The sequence below is a fragment of the Pontibacter qinzhouensis genome (assembly GCF_008017455.1).
Lineage (GTDB): Bacteria > Bacteroidota > Bacteroidia > Cytophagales > Hymenobacteraceae > Pontibacter > Pontibacter qinzhouensis.
The window spans coordinates 1-21,162 of the sequence record NZ_VRTY01000071.1 but is presented as its reverse complement, the minus strand read 5'-3'; the positions used below and the strand labels follow the sequence as shown (position 1 = coordinate 21,162).

Here is a 21,162-nt window from a genome sequence, read left to right as displayed (position 1 = left end):
GGATAACCCCTTGAATGCCAAGATTGGCCGTGCCTGCTATTGCAGATTACTTGCGCTTGTACTCCAAAAAGGTATAAGCGTATCTGTTTTTCTCGTCTGGTTCATGTTGTGCTGCTGCTGTCTGCTTCCACTCGCTTTCCTTTAGCTCCGGAAAGAAAACATCTCCTTCAAAGCTGTGGTGAATGCGGGTGAGGTAAACCGTGTCGGTGTAAGGCAGCGCCTGGCGGTAAATCTCAGCTCCACCTATAATACAGGCTGTTTCATCTAAATCCCGGGCCTTACCAATGGCTTCCTGCAGCGAGTGCACCACCAGGCAACCTTCGGCTTTATAATCGGGCTGCTTTGTAATAATAATGGAGGTGCGACCCGGCAATGGTTTGCCAATCGACTCATAGGTTTTGCGGCCCATAATAATGGGATGCCCCATGGTGATGGCTTTAAAGTGACGAAGATCAGCGGGCAAATGCCAGATCAGCTGATTGTCTTTGCCTATTGTTTGCTGCTCATCTGCGGCTACTACTATCGCGATCATGGGCTAAACGGTAAAGTTGAATCCTCTTAAAAAATCTGCCAGCTGCATGCGTTTTTTCCCCTCCATCTGCAGATCGAGTATGGCCAGTGCACCTTCGGCAGTTTGTACGTGCAGGTAGGTTTTGTTATCGGTTTTTAGCTCGCCTGGAGCCAGGTCGTAAGCGGCATCTGGTAAAACTTCTGTTTTAAAGATTTTAAACGTTTTGTCCTGCAGGCGGGTCCAGGCGGCGGGGTAGGGGGAAAGGCCTCTAATAAAATTGCGAATCTGAACGGCAGGTTGGTTCCAGTTAATTTCGCAGGTCTCCTTATAAATTTTGGGAGCGTGTTTATGACCTTCCGCGTGTTGCTGCGGTTGCGCCTGTACCTGCCCTTGCTCAATAGCCCGAACGGTTCTAAGCGCCAGCCTGGCTCCTTCGTGCTTCAGCTTCTCGTAAACTGTTCCAAAATCGTCTTCCTCCAAAATTGGCACGCGCTCCTGAAAAAGCATATCGCCCGTATCTATTTCGTGCTTCAGAAAGAAAGAGGTAACGCCGGTTTCTTTCTCACCGTTAATAATGGCCCAGTTAATGGGAGCCGCACCGCGGTACTGTGGCAGCAGCGAGCCGTGTATGTTAAAAGAACCCAACTCCGGCATCGCCCACACCACCTCCGGCAGCATCCGGAAAGCCACAATTATTTGCAGGTTGGCCTTGTAACTGCGCAGCTCTTCCAGAAAACTTTCGGCTTTTAAATTGGCTGGCTGCAGCACCGGAATGCTCTGCGAAACGGCATATTCTTTTACAGGCGACTGCTGCAGCTTCTGGCCACGACCTGCCGGTTTATCGGGTGCTGTAATAACAGCTACCACCTGGTAACCGTTTTCAACAAGTATTTGTAGCGTAGGTACGGCAAAGTCTGGCGTACCCATAAACACGATGCGTAAATCCTGAGGCATAGTTTTATTCAAAGTCTGGGTATAGTAAATAGCGTTTCCGCATTTCTTTGTACTGGCTTAGGGCTGGCTGCCAGCTGGCTCGTATCTCAGCTTCTGTTTTACCTGCTTTTACCTGCTCCTGCAGCGTAGTGGTGCCGGCTAGTTTATTTATGAAGTTTGTAGATAGAAAGAACTTATCCTGGTTGCTGCTGTTCTGGTACATCTCCAGCAGGTAAGCCAGTGTAAAGCCTTGCCCTTGTTTTGTGCTGGTGAGGTCGAGGCCATAGCAGATTTGCCCTTTGTGGGGTGGGTCCTGGGCACCTGGCATACTTTTCGGAGTAAAAGAGAAGGTTTTCTTTTTATAGAATGGGCTGCCAATAACCTGGAAAGGCGTAGCTGTGCCACGACCCACGCTTACGTTGGTTCCTTCAAAAAGCCCCAGCGACGGGTAGAGCCATATAGCCTGTGCATTGGGTAAGTTCGGAGAGGGGCGCACCGGCAGCTGGTAAGGCATTTTGTGGTTGTAGTTTGCCAGCGGTATAACCGTAAGCTGGCATTTCTGCTGCCCGGCCAGCCATTTCTCGCCATTTATCATGTTGGCCAGTTCGCCCACCGTTAGCCCATGCACGAGCGGTATCGGGTGCATGCCTACAAACGAGGCCGTCTCCTTTTTCAGCTCCAGTACCGGCCCATCAATGTAGTGGCCGTTGGGGTTGGGGCGGTCCAGAATGAGCAGCTGTTTGTTATTTTCGGCACAGGCTTCCATTACGTAATGCATGGTGCTGATGTAGGTGTAAAAGCGTACGCCTACATCCTGAATATCGAAAACCACCACATCTACGTTCTGCAGCTGGTTGGGCAGCGGCTTTTTGTTGTTTCCGTAGAGCGAGATAATGGGCAGGCCGGTTTTAGTATCTTTGGCATCTTTAATGTGTGCTCCAGCGTCGGCTTCGCCTCTGAAACCATGTTCGGGCGCAAAAATGGTGGTTATTAAAATGCCATGGCTCAGCAGGGAGTCCACGAGGTGGGTTTTGCCTATAACAGACGTTTGGTTTACCACCAGCCCTACACGCTTGCCCTCCAGCTGTTCCAGGTAGTGGTCGGTTTGTTCGGCCCCGGTCTGCAGTGGCTTTGGCTGAGGTGCAGGCGGCTCCTGGGTCTGCGGCTGTTCTGCTGTGGTGGAGCTGGTGGTGTTGGTTTCTTGTCTGGGCGAGCAGTTGGTGAGGCCCAGCAGGAGCGAAGAATAAAGTATAACAAGTAGCTGTGTCATCGTAATAGGGTAGAAGTCATTTTTCATACCTATATTTAAGGCTGTATAAAACAAGGTGCGTGAACATTTCCAAATACATATCCGATAAAATATCAGAAGTGCAGGCCGGCTCCTTTACGTCGTCGGTCACAAAAATAGCAATTATAAGCATAGCCGCAGGCATCGCCATCATGATTGTGTCGTTTGCCATTCTGGAAGGCTTCCGGAATGAGATTCGGGAAAAGATTTTCAGTTTCGGGGCGCACCTCCAGATCAGCAAGTATGATACGAACAATTCCTACGAAGGGGCACCCATCAGCATCTACACCGGCATAAATTCCACCGACGACATTGCGGGTATTGCCGGTATTCAGGCCTTTGCACGTAAAACCGCTATCATCAAAACCGAGAACGAGGTGCTGGGGGTAGTGCTGAAAGGGGTAGACAAGAACTACAACCTGCAGTCGATGCAACAGAACCTGGAAGAGGGGCAGCTGGTGGCTTTCACCGACACGGCCTCTTCTAAAGATGTAATGCTGAGCCGCCGCATTGCCAGCAAACTCGACCTGAAAGTAGGCGATGAGGCTATTTTCTATTTTATCCAGAACCCACCGCGCGCGCGTAAGCTCAAAGTTTCCGGAATCTTCAACACGGGCCTGGAGGAGTTCGACGAGGTGTTTGTGATCGGAGACCTGCAACTGGTGCGGGAGCTGAACAACTGGCCCGACACATTGGTAGGCGGTGTAGAGATTATGCTCAAAGATTTTGACCAGATAGACCCCATCGCCAACCAGGTATTCGACCAGATGAACTACGACCTGCAGCTCGAGAAGATAACCGACCGGCACGCGCAGCTGTTCGACTGGCTGCAGCTGCTGCGCAAAAACGTGATCATCTTCCTGATCCTGATTATTTTTGTGGCCACCTTCAACATGGTGTCTACCGTGTTTATCATGATTATTGAGCGTATCAATATGATTGGGGTGCTCAAAGCGGTAGGAGCCACCGATGCGCAGATACGGCAGGTGTTTTATTTCAGAGGGTTAAAACTAACCCTGAAAGGCTTGTTGTGGGGCAACGTTATTGGCCTTGGCTTTTGTGTGCTGCAGTATTACTTCAAGCTTATTCCGCTCGACCCGGAGAACTACTACATGAACACCGTGCCCATTAGCTGGAACTTCAGTGTGGTAATTATCCTGAATGTGCTCACGCTGGTGCTTACCATGCTGGCCATTTTAATACCTGCTGCCATGGTAGCCCGCATTAAACCTGTTAAAGCCATCAAATTCGATTAATAACCAGCGTGAACAACAATTGAGCAAGTAACGTTGCCTTGCCCGACCCTTGAGTATTTTAGAAGCTAAAAGCTTCTGGAGGCCATTTTTATTAGAATATTTGGTTGTTAACTGCTGATTGCTAAATGGTTAAATCGTTGTTTTGAAGATTTGGAAATTTGAAGATGGAGGAGAAGAAATTTTGAATGAGTGAATGAGAGTGTGAGTGAATGAAAACTCCTAGCTCATAAAAAGTCTAGCAACTACTAATATCCGGCATCTAAAATCTAAAAATATTACTGCGCACTTACAACTTCGTGCTTTTGCAGCGGTGCCGGCATTTTTACGTCATGCTCTTCAAACGCAATTTTAATACGCTCATTCATTTCCCAGTTTAGCGGCCAGAACTCTTCTTTTTTAGCCCATAGCCGAAGCGTTATCGTAAGCGAATATTCTGTAAACTCTGTTACTCCCATAAATGGGGCTGGCTCAAGTAGAATGCGCTCATCGTAATTGATGATTTCCCACAGCATCTGCTTTACCTCTGCCACGTTGTTTCTTGGGCTTATCGCCAGCTTTAGCTCCATGCGGCGGGTTGGCTCTACCGAGTAGTTAACCACCACACTGTTTGCCAAAGGGCCATTCGGAATATAGATAACCTGGTTATTACCTGTTTTAATAACCGTGTTGAATATGTTAATCATGTTAACAGTGCCGGCTTGCCCCTGCGCCTCAATAAAATCGCCGACTCTAAAGGGCTTTATAGTAAGAATAAGTACGCCGCCAGCAAAATTAGAAAGGCTGCCCTGTAACGCCAGACCGATAGCCAGGCCAGCAGAACCAAGCACAGCTATAAATGAAGTCATTTCGACACCGAGTTGCGCGATTACCAGAACCAGGAGCAGGATGCGCAGTGTTATGCCGAGCAGGTTCTTCAGGAAAGGGCGCAACGAGATGTCCACATCCTTCTTCACCATAAGGGCATATATCAGCTTATTCATTCGGTCAACAGCCCATAATCCTATCGCTAAGGTCAGGACGGCAGAAAGCAGCTTCATACCGTAAATCACGAAAAAGTTGCTGATGAGATTTCCGTACTGATCGAACTGCAAATATTCTGGCATATAACTTTAACCTGAAATAAGTAAAACATAGCAGGAGCAGGCGCTGCACCTGACCGAACAAGATTCAAAGGTTTGCAAAAAAATAAATATTTACAAGTTTAGAGGAGGAGCGGGCACTGCAGTATCAGGTTGGGGTCGGGGCAGAGGGTGCTGTATTTTGCATTTTCAGAAAGCGCAGCTACCCCCGGAAAATCGCCGGAATAGCCTTGCATGTTGCTGATGACCTGGAAGTGGAGGTGAGGCGGCCAATCGCCGTTTTCGGGGTAAGGACCTACTTCTGCAATTTTCTCACCTTTGGCAAAGGCCTTACCCACATAAAGCCCAGGAAGCGACGACCGGTTCAGGTGCCCGTACAAGGTAAAAAATGGTATGCCATCCAGCTCGTGCTGCAGAATAATTGTAGGGCCGTAATCGCCAAAATTGTTGTTGTCCTGGAAGCTATGCACGACTGCGTTAAGGGGCGAGAACACAGAAGTGCCGGCTGGTACCCAAACATCGATGCCGAGGTGCAGGTTACGGTTTTCGGATGCTCCTGTAAAGTGAGTGCTGCGGCTGTAGATAAACCGGTTTTCGAGGTAACCACCGATACCAACAGATGCCTGCTGTTGCGCAAGCATCTGTTGAACGGCTTCATTAAACTCTTCTGTGTTACGTAGGTTTACCTGCTGCAGGAGTGGGTTAGCCACTGTAAAATCGAGCCTGCAAACCTGCCTACTAGTAAGGGAAGTGCTTAGTACCTGCGCAAAGGCAGCAGCGTGGCGCCTCAGCACGGCGCGCAGGTCTGGTGATTGTTGCATATAAAAAAAGCAGCCGGTTATGTGGCTGCCGAAGCAGGAGTTATGCTAACTGGTTAACAGGCTCAGCTGCCTTTACCTCTTCTACTGCTTTTGTTAAGGTTTTAAGGCTCTTGGTTTTGCCAAAAAGCTCCTCCGATTTTTTGCTGTAGGCCATGGCGGCTTCCTGCAGGGTTTCGAAAGTGCCCAGGTTTATACGCTGCTTGTTATAATGAATAATGGCGCGGTACTTCTGTGCTTCTTTGTGCACACCACGTACGCCCAGTTTATTTTCTGTTTTAGCCGTGTTGCGCACAATTTTGCAAAGGGGTGCCCACTCCAGGTTATCGCGGCGACAGTCTAGTTTGTTTCCGTTTTTAAAATGCACATAAAGCCTGATGTTACTTTCTTGTTTTTCGAGAAGCTGCTCCCCGATAAGTTTATGGAGGTAAATGGTTTCGTTGCGGTATTTCCCGTTTTTCAGGGGCCAGTTCTTCTGAAAGAATGCATAGCCGTTAGAGTGGATGCGTAAGTGCTTCAGAAATTCTATTTGCTGCAGATAGGCATTGTTTTGTATGTACTCGTAAGTGGTGTCATCTACCATTACGGTTTTTTCACAGTTTTTGAGTGTTAGTTTATAAAGCATCAGTATTTAGTGGTTGAATAGTAATGAATGGAATTTGTTGGTTTTAAAACCAAGCTCGGTTACTTATACTGAAATATGAAAAATAGTGCCGTAAAATTGCGAATATTTTTCAAATCTCCATGCCGCATTTTCAGATAGATTCTGAATGTACGTGGGAACATTGTCAAAAGTTAATTTATTTTATGCTATATAACATCCTACTATATAATCGTAACTTTAGAGCAGAAATTGTGTTTATAAGTTAAAAAATATCGCATTAATTTTTAATAGAATGAGTAGCCCTTATCGTAATCTGACCATAGCGGAAATAACCCGCGAAACCTCAGATGCCGTCACTATACATTTAGAACATCCTGACAGACAGATTATTCCTTACAAGCCTGGGCAGTTTCTGACACTCATCCTGCCTGTTAACGGCAAAGAGGAGCGCCGGTCTTACTCGCTTTGCAGTACACCCTCCGATGGAGCCAGATTGTCTTTAACCGTGAAGCGTGTTCGCGGTGGCGCTGTGTCAAATTTCCTGATAGACCAGGCCCGGGTAGGGCAGGAAATTAAGGTAATGGATCCGCTTGGCCACTTTTATTTCTCACTGCAACCAGAGAGCAAAAGGCATGTGCTGCTGTTTGGGGCAGGCAGTGGCATAACTCCGCTTATGTCGATCCTGAAGACGGTGCTTCGGGAGGAGCCCGGCAGCAAGGTTACCCTGCTGTACGGAAATCGCAACGAAGATACTGTAATTTTCAGACAACCGCTAGCGCAACTGCAGACTTTATTCCCTGACCGTCTGCATATTGAGTATATTTATAGCCAGCCAACCGGCACCTGTACCCATTGCAGCCGTGAGCAGGACCCGAAGCAGGAGCCACCTAAAAAGGCTTCCGGCTTTTTCAGCTTTTTAAAGAAAGCTGTAAAGGAAAAGCCACCGGTTTGTGAGCACAGAGGCAGAATGAACAGGAGCAGCATCATAAAAATTTTGGAGCGGCTGCAACTCACCAAATCCGGCGATGCCTTGTATTACGTATGTGGCCCGGCCGGTATGATGGAGGAGGTGCAACAAGCCCTGAAACTGTTGAAAGTGCCGCAGGAGCGTGTTTTCAGGGAAAGTTTTGTAACGGAGAAACTGGCTGGTAAAGTGGCAGCGGCACAAGGCGCCGTACCTGCTGCCGATGAACCTGCTGCCATAACCACGCAAACCATAACCCTGATCTACGAAGGTGCCGAATACAAAGTAGAGGTGCAGCCCGACCAAACTATTTTAGAAGCTGCCCTGGCACAAAATATAGATATGCCTTATTCTTGCCAGGCGGGTTTATGCACAGCCTGCAGAGGCAAGTGCCTGCAAGGGAAAATACATATGGACGAACGCGAAGGGCTCTCCGATGCAGAACTGGACGAAGGCTATGTTCTGAATTGCGTCGGGCATCCTTTAACAGATGATGTCGTGATAGAAATTGGGTAATTTAATTAACTAGTATAAACATAAGAAGCTGCTAAAGGGTTTGAAGGCTTATATTTTTTTTGTACTTTGACCAGTACTGCCTATATTACTACCCATACAGCAAAAAACCTATGCAAACAACGCACACTACAACAAAAGTACTTAAGCGGAAGCCCCGCCTCTATCTTGCCGAGAATTTTAAAGTTGACTCCTGGGAAACAATAGAACCTTATCTCACTGAACTTGTAAAACGCCCGATTAACTCTGTGGAGGAACTCGAAAGATGGATGAGTGACCGTAGCGAGCTGGAGAGTGTACTGACAGAGGATTTGGGTTGGCGCTATATCCGGATGACGTGCGATACTCAGAACGAAGAAGTTACGCAGGCTTTTCAGTATTTCGTCTCGGAAATTGAACCTAAGGTGGCACCCTTCGACCATGAGCTGAACCAGAAACTGATGAGCTCCCCTTTTGTAAAGGAGCTTGACCAGGAGGAGTACCGAATATTTTTAAGAGGTGTAAACAAAGCACTTGAGATTTTCAGGGAGGAGAACATACCGCTCCAGACAGAAATAAGCACCAAGCAGCAGCAATATGCCGCCATTACCGGCAACATGACGGTAACCCTCGATGGACAGGAGCTTACCCTGCAACGTGCTGCAGACCGCCTGAAGCAGAATAACCGCGAGGTGCGGGAGGAGGCGTGGCGCGCTATACAAGGCCGCCGCACGCAAGATCGCCAGAAGCTCGACGACCTGTTCGACGAACTGCTGAGGCTGCGCGACCAGGTAGCCCGTAACGCTGGTTTTACCAACTTCAGAGATTATATGTTTGCCGCTATGGGCCGCTTCGACTACACCCCGCAAGACTGCTTCGACTTTCATGCGTCTGTGAGAGAAACCATTGTGCCTTTACTTACCGTGCAGGACCAGGAGCGAAAACAGAAATTAGGCCTCGAAGAGCTTCGGCCATGGGATCTGGACGTGGACCCATCCGGAAAAGCTCCCCTGGAACCCTTTAAGTCTGGCGATGAACTGTTAGAGAAAACGATACAGCTGTTCTATAAATTAGATACCTACCTGGGCGACTGCCTGGCTACAATGCGCGAAATGGGGCATCTGGACCTGGAGTCGCGGAAAGGCAAAGCACCGGGCGGCTATAACTACCCACTCGACGAAATTGGTGTTCCGTTTATTTTCATGAACGCCACTGCCAGCCTGCGCGATGTTATCACCATTTTGCACGAAGGCGGCCATGCCGTACACTCTTTCCTGACCCGGGATCTGACACTGAACGCTTTTAAACACCCACCATCCGAAGTTGCTGAACTTGCTTCTATGTCGATGGAGCTGATTTCAATGGATAACTGGGATACTTTTTTTGAGAATGAGGATGAGCTGCGCCGAGCAAAAAGAATGCACCTCGAAACGGTACTCGAAACGTTCCCGTGGGTAGCAACTGTCGATAAGTTTCAGCACTGGCTCTACGAGAACCCGCAGCATACACAGCAGGAACGCCACCAGCAATGGGTAAGCATTTTCGAAACCTACAACCACGTAGATGTTAGCTGGAAAGGGCTGGAGCAGTTTAAGCCGTACACCTGGCAAAAGCAGCTGCATATTTATGAAGTGCCGTTTTACTACATCGAGTATGCCATGGCTCAACTCGGTGCCATCGCCGTCTGGAAGAACTACAAAGAAAATCCGGTAGAAGGACTAGCTGCCTACAAACGTGCCCTTAGCCTCGGCTATACCGTCTCTATCTCAGAAATTTACGAAGCAGCCGGTATAAAATTCGATTTCAGTACAGCCTATATCCAAAGCCTCGCCGATTTTGTGCGCGAAGAAATGGAGAAGCTGTAAGCTAAGCATCTAACTAAAGCAGAAAAGCCAGTTACGGTAGTAGCTGGCTTTTCTGTTGTTATAAGCTACCTGATCAGAATTATTCTAATTAAAATAGCCTTCGGAAGGTATTTAATAAATTTTAAACCAAGACCTTTTTTTGATAAGAGTTAATCACTCATTTGGAATTCATAACTTACTTGCGCCAACTTCAAATCCTCACATCTCCAAATCAACAATCAGCAAAAAACAACCAGCAATTATTCCAATGAAAATGACCTTCCGAAAGAAAAAATGGCTTTTGGAGTCAAGGGTAAATTAGTTGCAATAGTTCTGGAGGTATTGATCAGCGTCTTTCAGGCCGTGGATTTTGGCTTTGGTCCAGTCGGAGCAGGCGCCGGCTTTGTCGCCGAGGTTGTATTTTGGTGCGCCGCGGTTATAGTAAGCTTCGGCATAATTCTGTTTAAGCAATACGGCCTTGGTGTAATCTTCAATGGCACCGCTGTAGTCTTTCAGGCCATAGCGGGCAAGGCCTCTGTTGTTAAACGACTTGGCCAGTTTCGGGTTAAGCTCAATAGCTTTGTCGTAATCCAGAATTGAGCCCCGGAAATCTTTCATGTTGTACTTGGTAAGACCACGGCTGGTTAAGGCTTCGATGTGCTTGGGGTTAACCTGGAGTGCCTTGTTAAAATCTTCGATGGCGCTGCGGTATTGCTGCAGCCGGTCTTTGGCTACCCCGCGGTTGGTAAGTGTTACCACATGTTCCGGCTCCTGCCTCAGTACCTCGCTGTAGTCTTTAATGGCACCTGCAAAATCGCCCTGGCTAAACTTTTTGTTGGCGCTGATGAAATAATTTTTGGATGTATGCTGAGAAAAAGTAGAAAAAGAGAGTAGTAGGAGTAGGGGCAGAAAAAGATTTTTCATGAAAAAGGCTAACAAGTGGCACGAAGGCTGTAAATTTCAGCAGATCAGCCGGAAGGACAAAGCTTTTTAGCAGTTTAGGACTTTTTTCAGGTTATATTATATAACTGATCTGGAAATTATCCTGTGCCAAAACTATCTGGTAGTAACTAAAAGGAGGTTTTGTGTTATTGGGATTATCGTTTAATTTTGCTCATCACTTATATAAAAGACATTATGGCATCAAAATACGATTTAGTAGTGATTGGTAGTGGCCCTGGCGGTTATGTGGCAGCAATACGTGCGTCGCAACTAGGCATGAAAGTAGCTGTAATCGAGCGCGAGGCGCTGGGCGGCATCTGCCTGAACTGGGGTTGTATTCCTACCAAGGCGCTGCTGAAGAGCGCAAACGTATTCGAGTACATTAATCACGCAGCCGATTATGGCATTAGCATTGGCGAAGCCTCCGTTGATTTTGGTGCGGTGATAAAACGTAGCCGCGGTGTAGCCGAAGGCATGAGCAAAGGCATTCAGTTCCTGTTCCGCAAAAACAAAATAGATGCGATTATGGGAACCGGCAAGCTGGCTGGCAAAGGAAAAGTAGAAGTTACCAACGCTGAGGGTAAAAAAGATATAGTAGAAGCGGGCAATATTATTCTGGCAACAGGTGCGCGCTCACGTGAGCTGCCTAACCTGCCGATAGACGGCAAAAAGATAATAGGTTACCGCCAGGCGATGGCACTCGAGAAACAGCCAAAGTCTATGATCGTGGTTGGCTCTGGCGCTATTGGCGTTGAGTTCGCCTATTTCTATAACAGCATCGGCACCAAAGTAACTATTGTAGAGTACCTGCCAAACATTGTGCCGGTAGAAGACGAAGAAGTTTCGAAGCAACTCGAAAAATCGTTCAAGAAAGCCGGCATCGCGATTATGACGAACGCCAGCGTTGAGTCTGTAGACACGAGCGGCGATGTGTGCAAAGCCAACGTTAAAACGGCCAAAGGCGAAGAAATCCTGGAAGCCGATATCGTACTCTCTGCAGTTGGCATCCAGACAAACCTCGAAAACCTGGGCCTGGAAGAAACCGGTGTTAAAACCGACCGTGGCCGTGTATTAGTAGATGAGTATTACAAAACGAACGTAGATGGCGTGTATGCTATCGGCGATATTGTACCTGGGCCGGCTCTGGCACACGTTGCTTCTGCCGAAGGCATTATTTGTGTTGAGAAAATAGCAGGTCACCACCCGGAGCCGTTGAATTACGGTAACATACCAGGTTGTACGTATTGCTCTCCTGAAGTAGCTTCTGTAGGTCTTACCGAAAAAGCTGCGCGTGAGCAGGGCCTCGACATTAAAGTAGGCAAGTTTCCATTCTCGGCATCGGGTAAGGCAAGTGCTGCCGGTGCTAAAGATGGTTTCGTAAAAGTAATTTTCGATGCCAAATACGGCGAGTTCCTGGGCGCGCACATGATAGGAGCCAATGTAACAGAAATGATAGCCGAAGTAGTTGTGTCCCGCAAACTGGAAACAACCGGCCACGAGATCATTAAATCTGTTCACCCGCACCCAACCATGAGCGAGGCTATTATGGAAGCTGCAGCTGCAGCCTATGATGAGGTAATTCACTTGTAAGCGAGCAACAGCATTATGTTTTTCAAAAGGCGGCCGGAAACTTTCTTCCGGCCGCCTTTTTTTGTCGGGTTATGTATCGCCATATCACAACCTGCAGTACCTTTTAGCTTCGTTCTGGGTGCAATTCAGTCAATAATAAATTCGACTACCCTTGGCTATTTTTAACCTGATTTTCTTCTGGAGGCTGTTTTGATTTGAATAATTCGAATAAGCTTTAAAACAAAATATTACCTTTTTGTTAAGAAGTACCTTTTGCAGTAGTCTGTTAGCCTGCCTAGCGGTATTAGCAGAAAACCCGCAAAACATTATACGTATAAATACCTTTGCTATTATTTATATATATGAACTAAAATCTGTATATTTCCCGTTAAGATAGTACACCAGCTGTAATTCTTCCGACAGAAATAGCTTCTCTCCTGGAACCATTCCTGCTTAATCCTATAAATTTTTTATGAGTGTAAAAGGCAAAATAAAATTCGTCAGCAAAGACAAGAGTCTGTTCTTCCCAACGCTTCGTAATCGTGTCGATGCCTATTTTGAGGAGCACGCAGTCTCAAAAAATGCGAACACCACCATGATCATTAAAACCATTGTGCTGCTGACGTGTTACATAGCGCCTTTTGTGCTGCTGCTGGCCCTGCAACCAGATTTAGGACTGAGCCTGCTGCTTTGGTTTATTATGGGTTTAGGTGTGGCAGGCATTGGCATGAGCATCATGCACGATGCAAACCATGGGGCTTATTCTAACAGCAAAATTGTGAATTCGCTCATGGGTTACACCTTAAATCTGGTAGGTGGCTCCGCTTCTAACTGGAAACTGCAGCACAACATACTGCACCACACCTACACCAACGTAGTAGAAATGGACGAGGATATTCAGGATCGTTTGGTGCTGCGTTTTTCGCCACATACCAAGGTTAAGTTTTACCACAAAATACAGTGGCTCTATGCTTTCGTTTTTTACGGCCTTCTTACTTTGTATTGGGTTCTTGCCAAAGATTTTGTGCAGTATGCGCTGTTCATTAAAAATGGTGTTAACCCAAATTCCAAAGCCGAAAACAAGGTTTTTCTGTTTAAACTGATCTACACCAAACTGCTTTATTTTGCTGTTATTCTGGCTGTGCCGGTGTTTGTTTTTAACATTCCGTTCTTAGAAGTACTGCTAGGTTTCTTTGTTATGCATTTTGTGGCAGGTATTGTATTAACTGTTGTGTTCCAACTGGCGCATACAGTAGAGGGTACCAGCCACCCACGCCCGACAGAGCATGGCATTATCGAAAACGATTGGGCTATACATCAGCTTAACACCACCGTTAACTTTTCCAGAAAGAGCAAACTGATTTCATGGTATGTAGGCGGGCTTAATTTCCAGATCGAGCACCATTTGTTTCCGAGAGTGTGCCATGTGCATTACCCAGCCATTGCGCCTATTGTTAAACAGACAGCCGAAGAATTTGGCATACCTTACATGGAGAACGAAACCTTTGGCCAGGCACTTCGCTCGCACATTGCCACCTTACACCGCTTTGGCAAACTGCCCGATTGGAACGAAGCCATTGGGTAAGCTTCGTTACCTACTGGTGCTTCATTAAATTTAAAAGAAGCACCAGCTCTTTTGCCGGCCAAGACATTTGTGTATAAATTATTCTAATGAAAAGCGCCTTCCAAAGCCTGAGAAGTATTTTTTAGCCAAGGGTAAAGCATGCAGGCTAAGCCTAATTACAGCCGGGAGACAACTCACCTACCTCCTCAGAAGCTAAGTGGCAGCCGGGAGGTTAACAGCAGCGGCAATTTGTTTTGTTAGGAAATGAATGTTCTTAGCGCTACCTTTGTTGCAACAATATTAGAGCTTGTATGGATTTTAAGCTTATTGAAATAATCCGGCAACTCTTCGCTCTTAAGTCATAAACCAGAATGCTACTACTGGTTTAAAGGTTGATGAAAGTATAAGTGAGTATACTTCTTGTCAACGCCAACTACAGGTAAGACTGACAAGCATGTTCACATCTATCACTTTTAGCTGATTCTTTTAACAAAGCAGGATCAGTTCGCATCAACAAAAAACAATTCATGACATTTGAGAATTTAAATTTAATAGAGCCCATCTTAAGAGCTCTACAAGCAGAAGGTTATACCAAACCAACTCCTATACAGGCACAAGCTATACCGTACATACTGGAGCAACGCGACATTTTAGGATGCGCCCAGACCGGAACCGGCAAAACGGCCGCTTTTTCTATTCCTATTCTGCAATTGCTGCACGCTCAGCCACAGCAGAACGGACCCCGGAAAATAAGAACCCTGATCCTGACACCAACCCGTGAGCTAGCCATCCAGATCGGCGAAAGCCTGACAGCCTATGGCAAGTTTACTGGACTTAAAAACACTGTAATTTTTGGTGGTGTGCCGCAGCGCCCGCAAACCGACGCCTTACGTGCCGGCATTGATATTCTGGTAGCTACACCGGGCCGTTTACTCGACCTGATGGCTCAGAAATACGTGCACCTGCAGCACCTGCAGCTTTTCGTGCTCGACGAAGCCGACCGTATGCTCGATATGGGCTTTGTAAACGACGTAAGAAAGGTGCTGAAAGTGCTGCCAGAGAAAAAGCAATCGCTGTTTTTCTCGGCTACCATGGCTCCTGAAATTATGAAGCTGGCTGATACTATTCTGGTAAATCCTGCCAAAGTAGAGGTTACGCCTGCTGCGACCACAGCCAACACCATTAAGCAATCGGTGTACTACGTTAAAAAATCAGATAAGAAAAACCTGCTGATTCACCTGCTGAAAGATGGTGAAATTGATCGGGCACTGGTTTTTACGCGCACCAAGCACGGTGCCGACCGTGTGGCCAAAGATATGAGCAAGGCAGGTATACAAGCCGAAGCCATACATGGCAACAAGTCGCAGAACGCCCGTGTCAGAGCCCTGAATAACTTCAAAAGCAGCTCTACCCGCGTACTGGTTGCCACTGATATTGCAGCCCGTGGTATAGATGTAGACGACCTGTCGCATGTAATTAACTACGAGTTACCGAACGAGCCTGAAACGTATGTGCACCGTATAGGCCGCACAGGTCGTGCAGGCGCAAACGGTACAGCGCTTTCGTTTTGCGATGGTGAGGAAACCTCTTACCTGGTTAGCATTCAGAAGTTAATAGCCAAGGCTGTGCCTGTAATTGATAACCACCCGTACCCCATGACAGCAAAAGACTTTGCTGAAGCGGCCAGTACTGTAAAACAACAGAAGAAGCGCGGAGGAGGCGGCGGTGGTCGCAGACCAGCTACTGCCGGTCCGGGCAGGAGAGAAGGTGCCGCATCAGGTTCGGCCAGGCCAGCTGGCAACAGCACTGGTGGTGGCACCAGACGCTGGGACAATAAGCCTCGCACCCGCCAAGCCTAATCCGATCTGAACATAACTAAAACTCCTGCCTGTACAGCACTGGCAGGAGTTTTTTGTTTTAAGGAAAAGGCAAGACTAGCGCAGTTATGCTGCTTATCAGAAAAATATAAAATATTTTTATCAAACTTTAGCACATATTTAGCAAGCTACTTTTTTATGCGAATATTAATCTCATAAAAATCCCCTTCCTGATGCACTATCATTATAAAAGGAGGCAAATATAACCAGACTCAGCTAGCAGTTTCTGATATTTTTCACTAAATAATTGTATGTACAGTAGTAAGTATGAGAGAGTTGTGCTAAGTTTGTGACCTGTTTTTTTACTATTACCGTTTACCTGCGGCCTTGCCTGCTTTACCAGCCTGGCTGCTTTATTTTATTTTTAAATATGAACGATATCATTATTTCTCCTTGCTCCAAAGGAGACATTCCGGATTTGGTTAACATAGCAATTGCCTCTTACAGGGAGCATTACACCCATTTATGGCACGATGGCGGAGAAGAGTACCTGAAGCGCCACTTCACGAATAAAATTATTTACCGCGAGTGGGCCGAACCAGACACGGCTTTTTTTATGCTGTATTTTAAAGGAAACCTGGTTGGTTTTATGAAGCTTGTCAGCAACAACGCCTTTGCGGGCAACAGCCCAGATGAGTGCCTCGAACTGGAGCGGCTATACATGATTAAGGCTGTTTCTGGGGCTGGTATAGGAACGGAGGCTGTTGCTTTTGCTTTAAACTATGCCCAAAATATGGGTAAAAAGATGGTATGGCTCAAAGCCATGGACAGCAGTGCAGACGTTATTCGCTTTTACGAACGAACCGGTTTCAGGAAATGTGCTACCTTTGTGCTGGACACACCAGAGATGAAAGAAGAGTTCCGGGGCATGTACGTTATGCAACAGGAGCTGACTGTAGAAGGTGTTTCCACGCTTAGGAAAGATTTTGTTACAGCATCAGTATATCAGGAAGAAGTAAGCCTTGCATAATAATCTGGATATCATAATCATTGGGGCAGGACCTATCGGGTTAGCCGCTGGCATAGAAGCCAAAAGAAAAGGACTTCGCTATTTAATCTTAGACAAAGGTTGCCTGGTGAATTCTATTTTCAACTATCCGCTCAATATGACTTTTTTCTCTACGGCCGATCGCCTGGAGATTGGCGGCATCCCGTTTACCTCTACGCATGCCAAACCTACCCGGTCAGAAGCGCTGGAATATTACCGAAGAGTTACGGAGGCAGAAGGGTTGGATGTAAATCTTTTTGAGGAGGTAACAGCCGTTATAACCCAGGAAAATGGCACATACCAGGTAGAATCGTCTAAGGCAACTTACAATACAAAACACATAATCATTGCCATCGGCTTCTATGGTATTCCGAACCTGCTGCATGTGCCGGGCGAGGAACTGCCAAAAGTGAAGCATTATTATTTCGATCCGCATTATTATTACAAGCAGAAGGTACTCGTGGTCGGGGCCAATAACTCCTCTGCCGACGTAGCCCTGGAAACCTGGCGCAAAGGTGCTGAGGTAACCATGGTCGTGCGCGAACCTACGTTGGGCCGCATTAAATACTGGACAAAACCTGACCTTGAAAACCGCATTGAGGAAGGATCTATTAAAGCCTACTTCCAGGCAGGCATAACAGAGATTCGTGAAAACGAAGTGGATATTGAAACCCTGGATGGTAAGGTGACCATAGAAAATGATTTTGTAATGGCCATGACGGGGTATCAGCCAGACTTCTCGTTTCTGGAGAAAATAGGCGTGCAGCTTACCAACGATTACAAGCGCTACCCACTCTACAACCGCGAAACCATGGAGACGAACCTGAAGAACGTTTTCCTGGCTGGCGTAATCTGTGGCGGCATGGACACACATGTTTGGTTCATCGAAAACTCACGGGAGCATGCCAGGGTTATTGTAAACCATATTGCTTCTAAGGAAAACGCTAGCAACTAACTGGTTGTAGCAGTCTGTAAAAGCTTCGGGAAGGCAAACTAACTTCTCCGAAGCTTTTTTGTTTTCAGCGCAGACTGTGCTTCGCATTACTGCCTGCTCCTCAATCCGGAAGAGCCTTCAGTTTCATCAAATTTTCTCGATCCCCAAATCAACCAGTGGTGGTTATTAAACAATTTAACAATCAGCAACTAAAAACCAACATTTAAATTATGCTAATGAAAACAGCCTCCAAAAGGGTTTTTGGGTAGTTTACTGTCAAGGGTGGCAAATAGGTATAAGCATGTTTCAGGAGGAGGAAGTGTGCTCAACAGCTTTCTTCGGAATGGGTTTGTTTCTGCTAACCAGGTAAACGCCTCCAAAAATCATGAGCGCAAAAAAAGCCTTTTGCCAGGTAAACACATCTTTGCCGAAGCCCACAGCAATAAGAATGGCCAAAACAGGCTGCAGGTAAATATAGATGCCAACCAGCGAGGGGTTAGCATATTTTAAGGCCCAGGTGTTTAGGAGGTAGGTTATAATGGTTACTCCCAGAATCATGAAGAGAATGGCCGCCCAGATGGTGCCGGGGAAGGAACTGTAGTCAGGTGCAAGAACCTGATTAAAACCAAAGGGCACCACTACCACGGCACCCACAGCAAAAATGCGGCTTACTACCGTAATGGCGTTGTATTTGGCCATCAAGGGCTTTACCAGCACCAGGTACATGCCAAAGCTGGTGGCGTTAAGTATTATCAGCACATCGCCGAGCCAGTTGCCGGGCACATTTGCGCTTTGGGAGCTGCTAATAAGCAGGACCGCACCTAAACAGGCAATCACGATGCCACTAATTTTTCGGGAGCCGACGCGCTCTTTCAGCAGCAAAGCCGAAAACAACAACACCGTTACCGGACTGATAACCATCAGCAAAGCGGCATTTATAGGAGCCGTCAGGTTCAGTCCGCCGAAAAAGCAAAGCTGGTTAATGGCAATGCCCGTTAAGCCGCAGGCCACAGAGCGCCAGTTATCTGCCCAGCCGGTAATCTTCTCCTTCACCACCACCCGCGATAGCAAGCCAAAGAATAGCGCCGCCGACACTACTCGTATAATGATTAAACCGAACGGCCCCACATACACCGGCATTACCTCTTTAGCTATGCTATAGTTGCTGCCATAGATGAGGGCTACCAGAAAAAGTGCTCCATGCACCTGCACTTGCTTATTCATGGTGCAAAGGTATACGAAATTAGCAGCTCTTGCTGCGCCTTTGTTGCTAATTCCCAGGTGTGCTCCACTCTCAAGAGCGTTTATTTCCTAAACTAAAAAAGGATGCCGGCAACTGGTATCCTTTTTTAGTTTAGGAAATAGAAAGTGTTTGTTACCGGTTCGATCTGGTAATGGCCTGGTACACCATTACTTTAAATTTATCGCTCAGGTCGTTGTAGCTGTTGGGGTATTTCTGGGTGTAGATGAGCGCAACAATACCTTCTTTCGGATCTGCCCAGTAGGTAGTGCCAAATATGCCGCCCCACTCAAACGTACCCTCCGACACAGGCAAACGAGCAGCGGTTCGGTCGGTGGCTACCGAAAAGCCCAGACCAAATTTGCTGATGCCCTGATTCAGTTCGCCTATCTGGTTTGTGGTCATGAGCTTAACCGTGGCCGGACTCAGAATGCGTTTGCCGTTGTACTCGCCGCCATTGAGCAGCGTCTGCAGGAAAATAGCGTAATCGTAAACAGTAGAAGACAAGCCTGCTCCTCCCGAAAAATAAGTGCCGTTCTCTTTCGGAAAGTCTGGTGTAAGGCCGCCCCTGGCGGTGGTAAGCTGTAGTTTCCTGTCCTGGTTTTCGGTATAGAGCGGTACCAGCCTGTTCTGCTTGTCGGTGGGCAGGTAAAAAAAGGTGTCGTGCATGCCGAGCGGTTCAAAAATACGGGTCCTGAAAAACTGGTCGAGCGGCTGCCCCGACACTACCTCGATCAGGTAACCCAGCACATCGGTGTTGAGCCCATACGTAAACCGTTCGCCCGGCTGATGCACAAGCGGAAGTTTACCTAAAGCCTGCATGGCATCAGAAAGCTTGTTATGCGGCGTACCGATGCCACTCGGAACATTATTTTTAGCATAAATGGCCACCGCATTTTTACTACCTATGCTGGCGTAGCTGATGCCCGAGGTGTGCGTCAGCAACTGGCGGATGGTGATTTCCTGTTTAGCCGGAACAGTGGTGTAGGTGGTGTCTTCGGCCTTAAACTCGTCGAGTACCTGCGGGTTTTTAAATGCCGGAATGTATTTCGAGATAGGGTCGTCGAGCAGCAGCCGGCCTTCTTCAAAAAGGAGCATAACGCCCACGCTGGTGATGGCTTTTGTTTGCGAGGCTATTCTGAAAATATCGTCGCGGCGCAGAGGGCTGGCCTGCTCCACATCGCTGAAGCCGGTGCTTTTGTAGTGTACAATAGTGCCGTTGCGCACAATCATGGTAACAGCTCCCGGTATTTGTCCTTTATCTACGTACTCCTGCACCACTCTGTCGAGCCGTTGCAGCCGCTCGGGGCTCATGCCTGCTTTTTCCGGTTTACCTTCTTTTAAAACAGGGGCAGCCGATTTCTGGGCATGCGTAAAAACAAAGCTAAGGCAGAGTAGTAGTGTTAATAAATTCTTTTGCAGCATAAGAAGGTCCTTTAGTATCCGGGCATAATTTAAGAAGATTATAGCGAATACAACATTATCTGAACCAACACCCTTGACCTTTTTTAACGCTAAAACCTTCTGAAGGCCTTTTTCATTAGCAAAATTTGGCTGCTTGTTGCTAAATGGTTTAATGGCTAAATTAGAGAAATTTTGAGTGGGAGAAAGACTGAACACTTTATTTGATAACACAGAGAAGACCTTTGTAAGTTATTCTTGCTGACTTGCATTCATTTTAGCTTGCAGCATAGATACAGCCACTCATGAAAAAGCTGGTGTTAAAAAATGCTCCGGCTACTATTTTTGAGCAATTTACCATATCTTTAATATCTAATATTTAACTTAACCGAACGTTCGAAAATTTCAGGCTCATGCTTATATTCAGGAATGAAGATATTGTTTAGAGAATGTGTAACCTTTTCAGTATTCTCTGGTATGTGAAGGAGATTATTTCTTTTCCTGTGGTTACTACAGCTGTAAACTTCTAGTTTTTTAAATGTAGCGTTCCGGCTACTGCACGTGCCCTGTTGGTCCTGAGTTGTACAGGCCAGAACCGCGACATGAAAGTATTATATGAACATAAAACTTACCGACAATAATTTTTTTGGTGCGATCAGTAGCAGATGGAGCTTTTTATGGGTTCTCTTATTTGTTTCATATTCGTTTGCTGGGGCACATCCCGCTCATCCGGGCAAAGGGCTATCTACTGCCGGCGAGAAACCTTTTCCGGAAATCAACGATTTTTTCGATTACGAACAGCCTTTTAATAGCACCCCGATTAGGTTAGGTGCTAACTCGAACTCATCGGGGGCTATT

At 46.9% G+C, this 21,162-nt stretch carries 18 protein-coding genes; 9 read left to right on the top strand and 9 right to left on the bottom strand.

What is annotated here, in order from left to right; translation table 11 throughout:
- Positions 1–46: 46 nt before the first annotated feature.
- From FVR03_RS16925 to FVR03_RS16915, 3 genes are read right to left on the bottom strand one after another with little or no spacing between them, the layout of a single operon-like run.
- Positions 47–532, bottom strand: coding sequence for a dihydrofolate reductase (locus FVR03_RS16925; protein ID WP_147922947.1), 486 nt, complete (start codon positions 530–532; stop codon positions 47–49).
- 3 nt (positions 533–535) lie between these two features.
- The gene (fmt, locus tag FVR03_RS16920) at positions 536–1,465 is read right to left on the bottom strand and encodes a methionyl-tRNA formyltransferase (protein ID WP_147922946.1); all 930 of its coding nucleotides are present in this window, start codon (positions 1,463–1,465) and stop codon (positions 536–538) included.
- A gap of 4 nt (positions 1,466–1,469) precedes the next feature.
- Entirely contained in the window at positions 1,470–2,741 is a 1,272-nt protein-coding gene (locus FVR03_RS16915) for an exo-beta-N-acetylmuramidase NamZ family protein (protein ID WP_439651052.1), read from the bottom strand.
- Between the two features lie 32 nt (positions 2,742–2,773).
- Between FVR03_RS16915 and FVR03_RS16910 the strand changes: the two genes are divergently transcribed.
- Positions 2,774–3,988: an ABC transporter permease gene (locus FVR03_RS16910; protein WP_147922945.1), complete on the top strand. Its 1,215-nt coding sequence runs from the start codon at positions 2,774–2,776 to the stop codon at positions 3,986–3,988.
- A gap of 275 nt (positions 3,989–4,263) precedes the next feature.
- Here the strand turns inward: FVR03_RS16910 and FVR03_RS16905 are convergent, their stop codons facing one another.
- The 3 genes from FVR03_RS16905 to FVR03_RS16895 form a co-directional block, all read right to left on the bottom strand.
- Positions 4,264–5,091 carry a mechanosensitive ion channel family protein gene (locus FVR03_RS16905; protein ID WP_147922944.1) on the bottom strand — a complete coding sequence of 276 codons (828 nt, stop codon included), beginning with the start codon at positions 5,089–5,091 and terminating at the stop codon, positions 4,264–4,266.
- 98 nt (positions 5,092–5,189) lie between these two features.
- Positions 5,190–5,888, bottom strand: coding sequence for a peptidoglycan DD-metalloendopeptidase family protein (locus FVR03_RS16900; protein WP_147922943.1), 699 nt, complete (start codon positions 5,886–5,888; stop codon positions 5,190–5,192).
- Positions 5,889–5,928: 40 nt separating this feature from the next.
- Positions 5,929–6,510, bottom strand: coding sequence for an HNH endonuclease (locus FVR03_RS16895; RefSeq protein WP_255474272.1), 582 nt, complete (start codon positions 6,508–6,510; stop codon positions 5,929–5,931).
- 271 nt (positions 6,511–6,781) lie between these two features.
- On the opposite strand from FVR03_RS16895, the gene FVR03_RS16890 reads away from it, so the two are divergent.
- A complete protein-coding gene (locus FVR03_RS16890; protein ID WP_147922942.1) occupies positions 6,782–7,969 on the top strand; it encodes a ferredoxin--NADP reductase in 1,188 nt (395 codons plus the stop codon).
- Between the two features lie 110 nt (positions 7,970–8,079).
- Complete coding sequence (locus FVR03_RS16885) at positions 8,080–9,810, top strand: M3 family oligoendopeptidase (RefSeq protein ID WP_147922941.1); 1,731 nt, start codon at positions 8,080–8,082, stop codon at positions 9,808–9,810.
- 297 nt (positions 9,811–10,107) lie between these two features.
- Here the strand turns inward: FVR03_RS16885 and FVR03_RS16880 are convergent, their stop codons facing one another.
- The gene (locus tag FVR03_RS16880) at positions 10,108–10,713 is read right to left on the bottom strand and encodes a tetratricopeptide repeat protein (RefSeq protein WP_147922940.1); all 606 of its coding nucleotides are present in this window, start codon (positions 10,711–10,713) and stop codon (positions 10,108–10,110) included.
- 213 nt (positions 10,714–10,926) lie between these two features.
- Here FVR03_RS16880 and lpdA point away from each other — a divergent pair, with 213 nt between their 5' ends.
- The 5 genes from lpdA (at position 10,927) to FVR03_RS16855 (ending at position 17,684) form a co-directional block, all read left to right on the top strand.
- Positions 10,927–12,321: a dihydrolipoyl dehydrogenase gene (lpdA, locus tag FVR03_RS16875; RefSeq protein WP_147922939.1), complete on the top strand. Its 1,395-nt coding sequence runs from the start codon at positions 10,927–10,929 to the stop codon at positions 12,319–12,321.
- Positions 12,322–12,772: 451 nt separating this feature from the next.
- The gene (locus tag FVR03_RS16870; protein WP_147922938.1) at positions 12,773–13,885 is read left to right on the top strand and encodes a fatty acid desaturase family protein; all 1,113 of its coding nucleotides are present in this window, start codon (positions 12,773–12,775) and stop codon (positions 13,883–13,885) included.
- A 506-nt stretch (positions 13,886–14,391) separates the two neighbouring features.
- Positions 14,392–15,723 (top strand): DEAD/DEAH box helicase, encoded by a 1,332-nt coding sequence (locus FVR03_RS16865; RefSeq protein ID WP_147922937.1) that lies wholly within the window; start codon positions 14,392–14,394, stop codon positions 15,721–15,723.
- 388 nt (positions 15,724–16,111) lie between these two features.
- Complete coding sequence (locus FVR03_RS16860; RefSeq protein ID WP_147922936.1) at positions 16,112–16,711, top strand: GNAT family N-acetyltransferase; 600 nt, start codon at positions 16,112–16,114, stop codon at positions 16,709–16,711.
- Positions 16,704–17,684: a YpdA family putative bacillithiol disulfide reductase gene (locus tag FVR03_RS16855; RefSeq protein WP_147922935.1), complete on the top strand. Its 981-nt coding sequence runs from the start codon at positions 16,704–16,706 to the stop codon at positions 17,682–17,684. Before FVR03_RS16860 ends, FVR03_RS16855 begins: the two co-directional genes overlap by 8 nt.
- A gap of 285 nt (positions 17,685–17,969) precedes the next feature.
- Here FVR03_RS16855 and FVR03_RS16850 read toward each other — a convergent pair whose 3' ends face one another.
- Together FVR03_RS16850 and FVR03_RS16845 are read right to left on the bottom strand one after the other, a co-directional pair.
- Positions 17,970–18,887: a DMT family transporter gene (locus tag FVR03_RS16850; protein WP_147922934.1), complete on the bottom strand. Its 918-nt coding sequence runs from the start codon at positions 18,885–18,887 to the stop codon at positions 17,970–17,972.
- Between the two features lie 151 nt (positions 18,888–19,038).
- Positions 19,039–20,328, bottom strand: a complete 1,290-nt coding sequence (locus FVR03_RS16845) for a serine hydrolase domain-containing protein (RefSeq protein WP_147922933.1) — start codon at positions 20,326–20,328, stop codon at positions 19,039–19,041.
- Between the two features lie 591 nt (positions 20,329–20,919).
- On the opposite strand from FVR03_RS16845, the gene FVR03_RS24490 reads away from it, so the two are divergent.
- The coding region (locus tag FVR03_RS24490) for a hypothetical protein (protein WP_187270196.1) at positions 20,920–21,162 on the top strand (243 nt) is incomplete at its 3' end.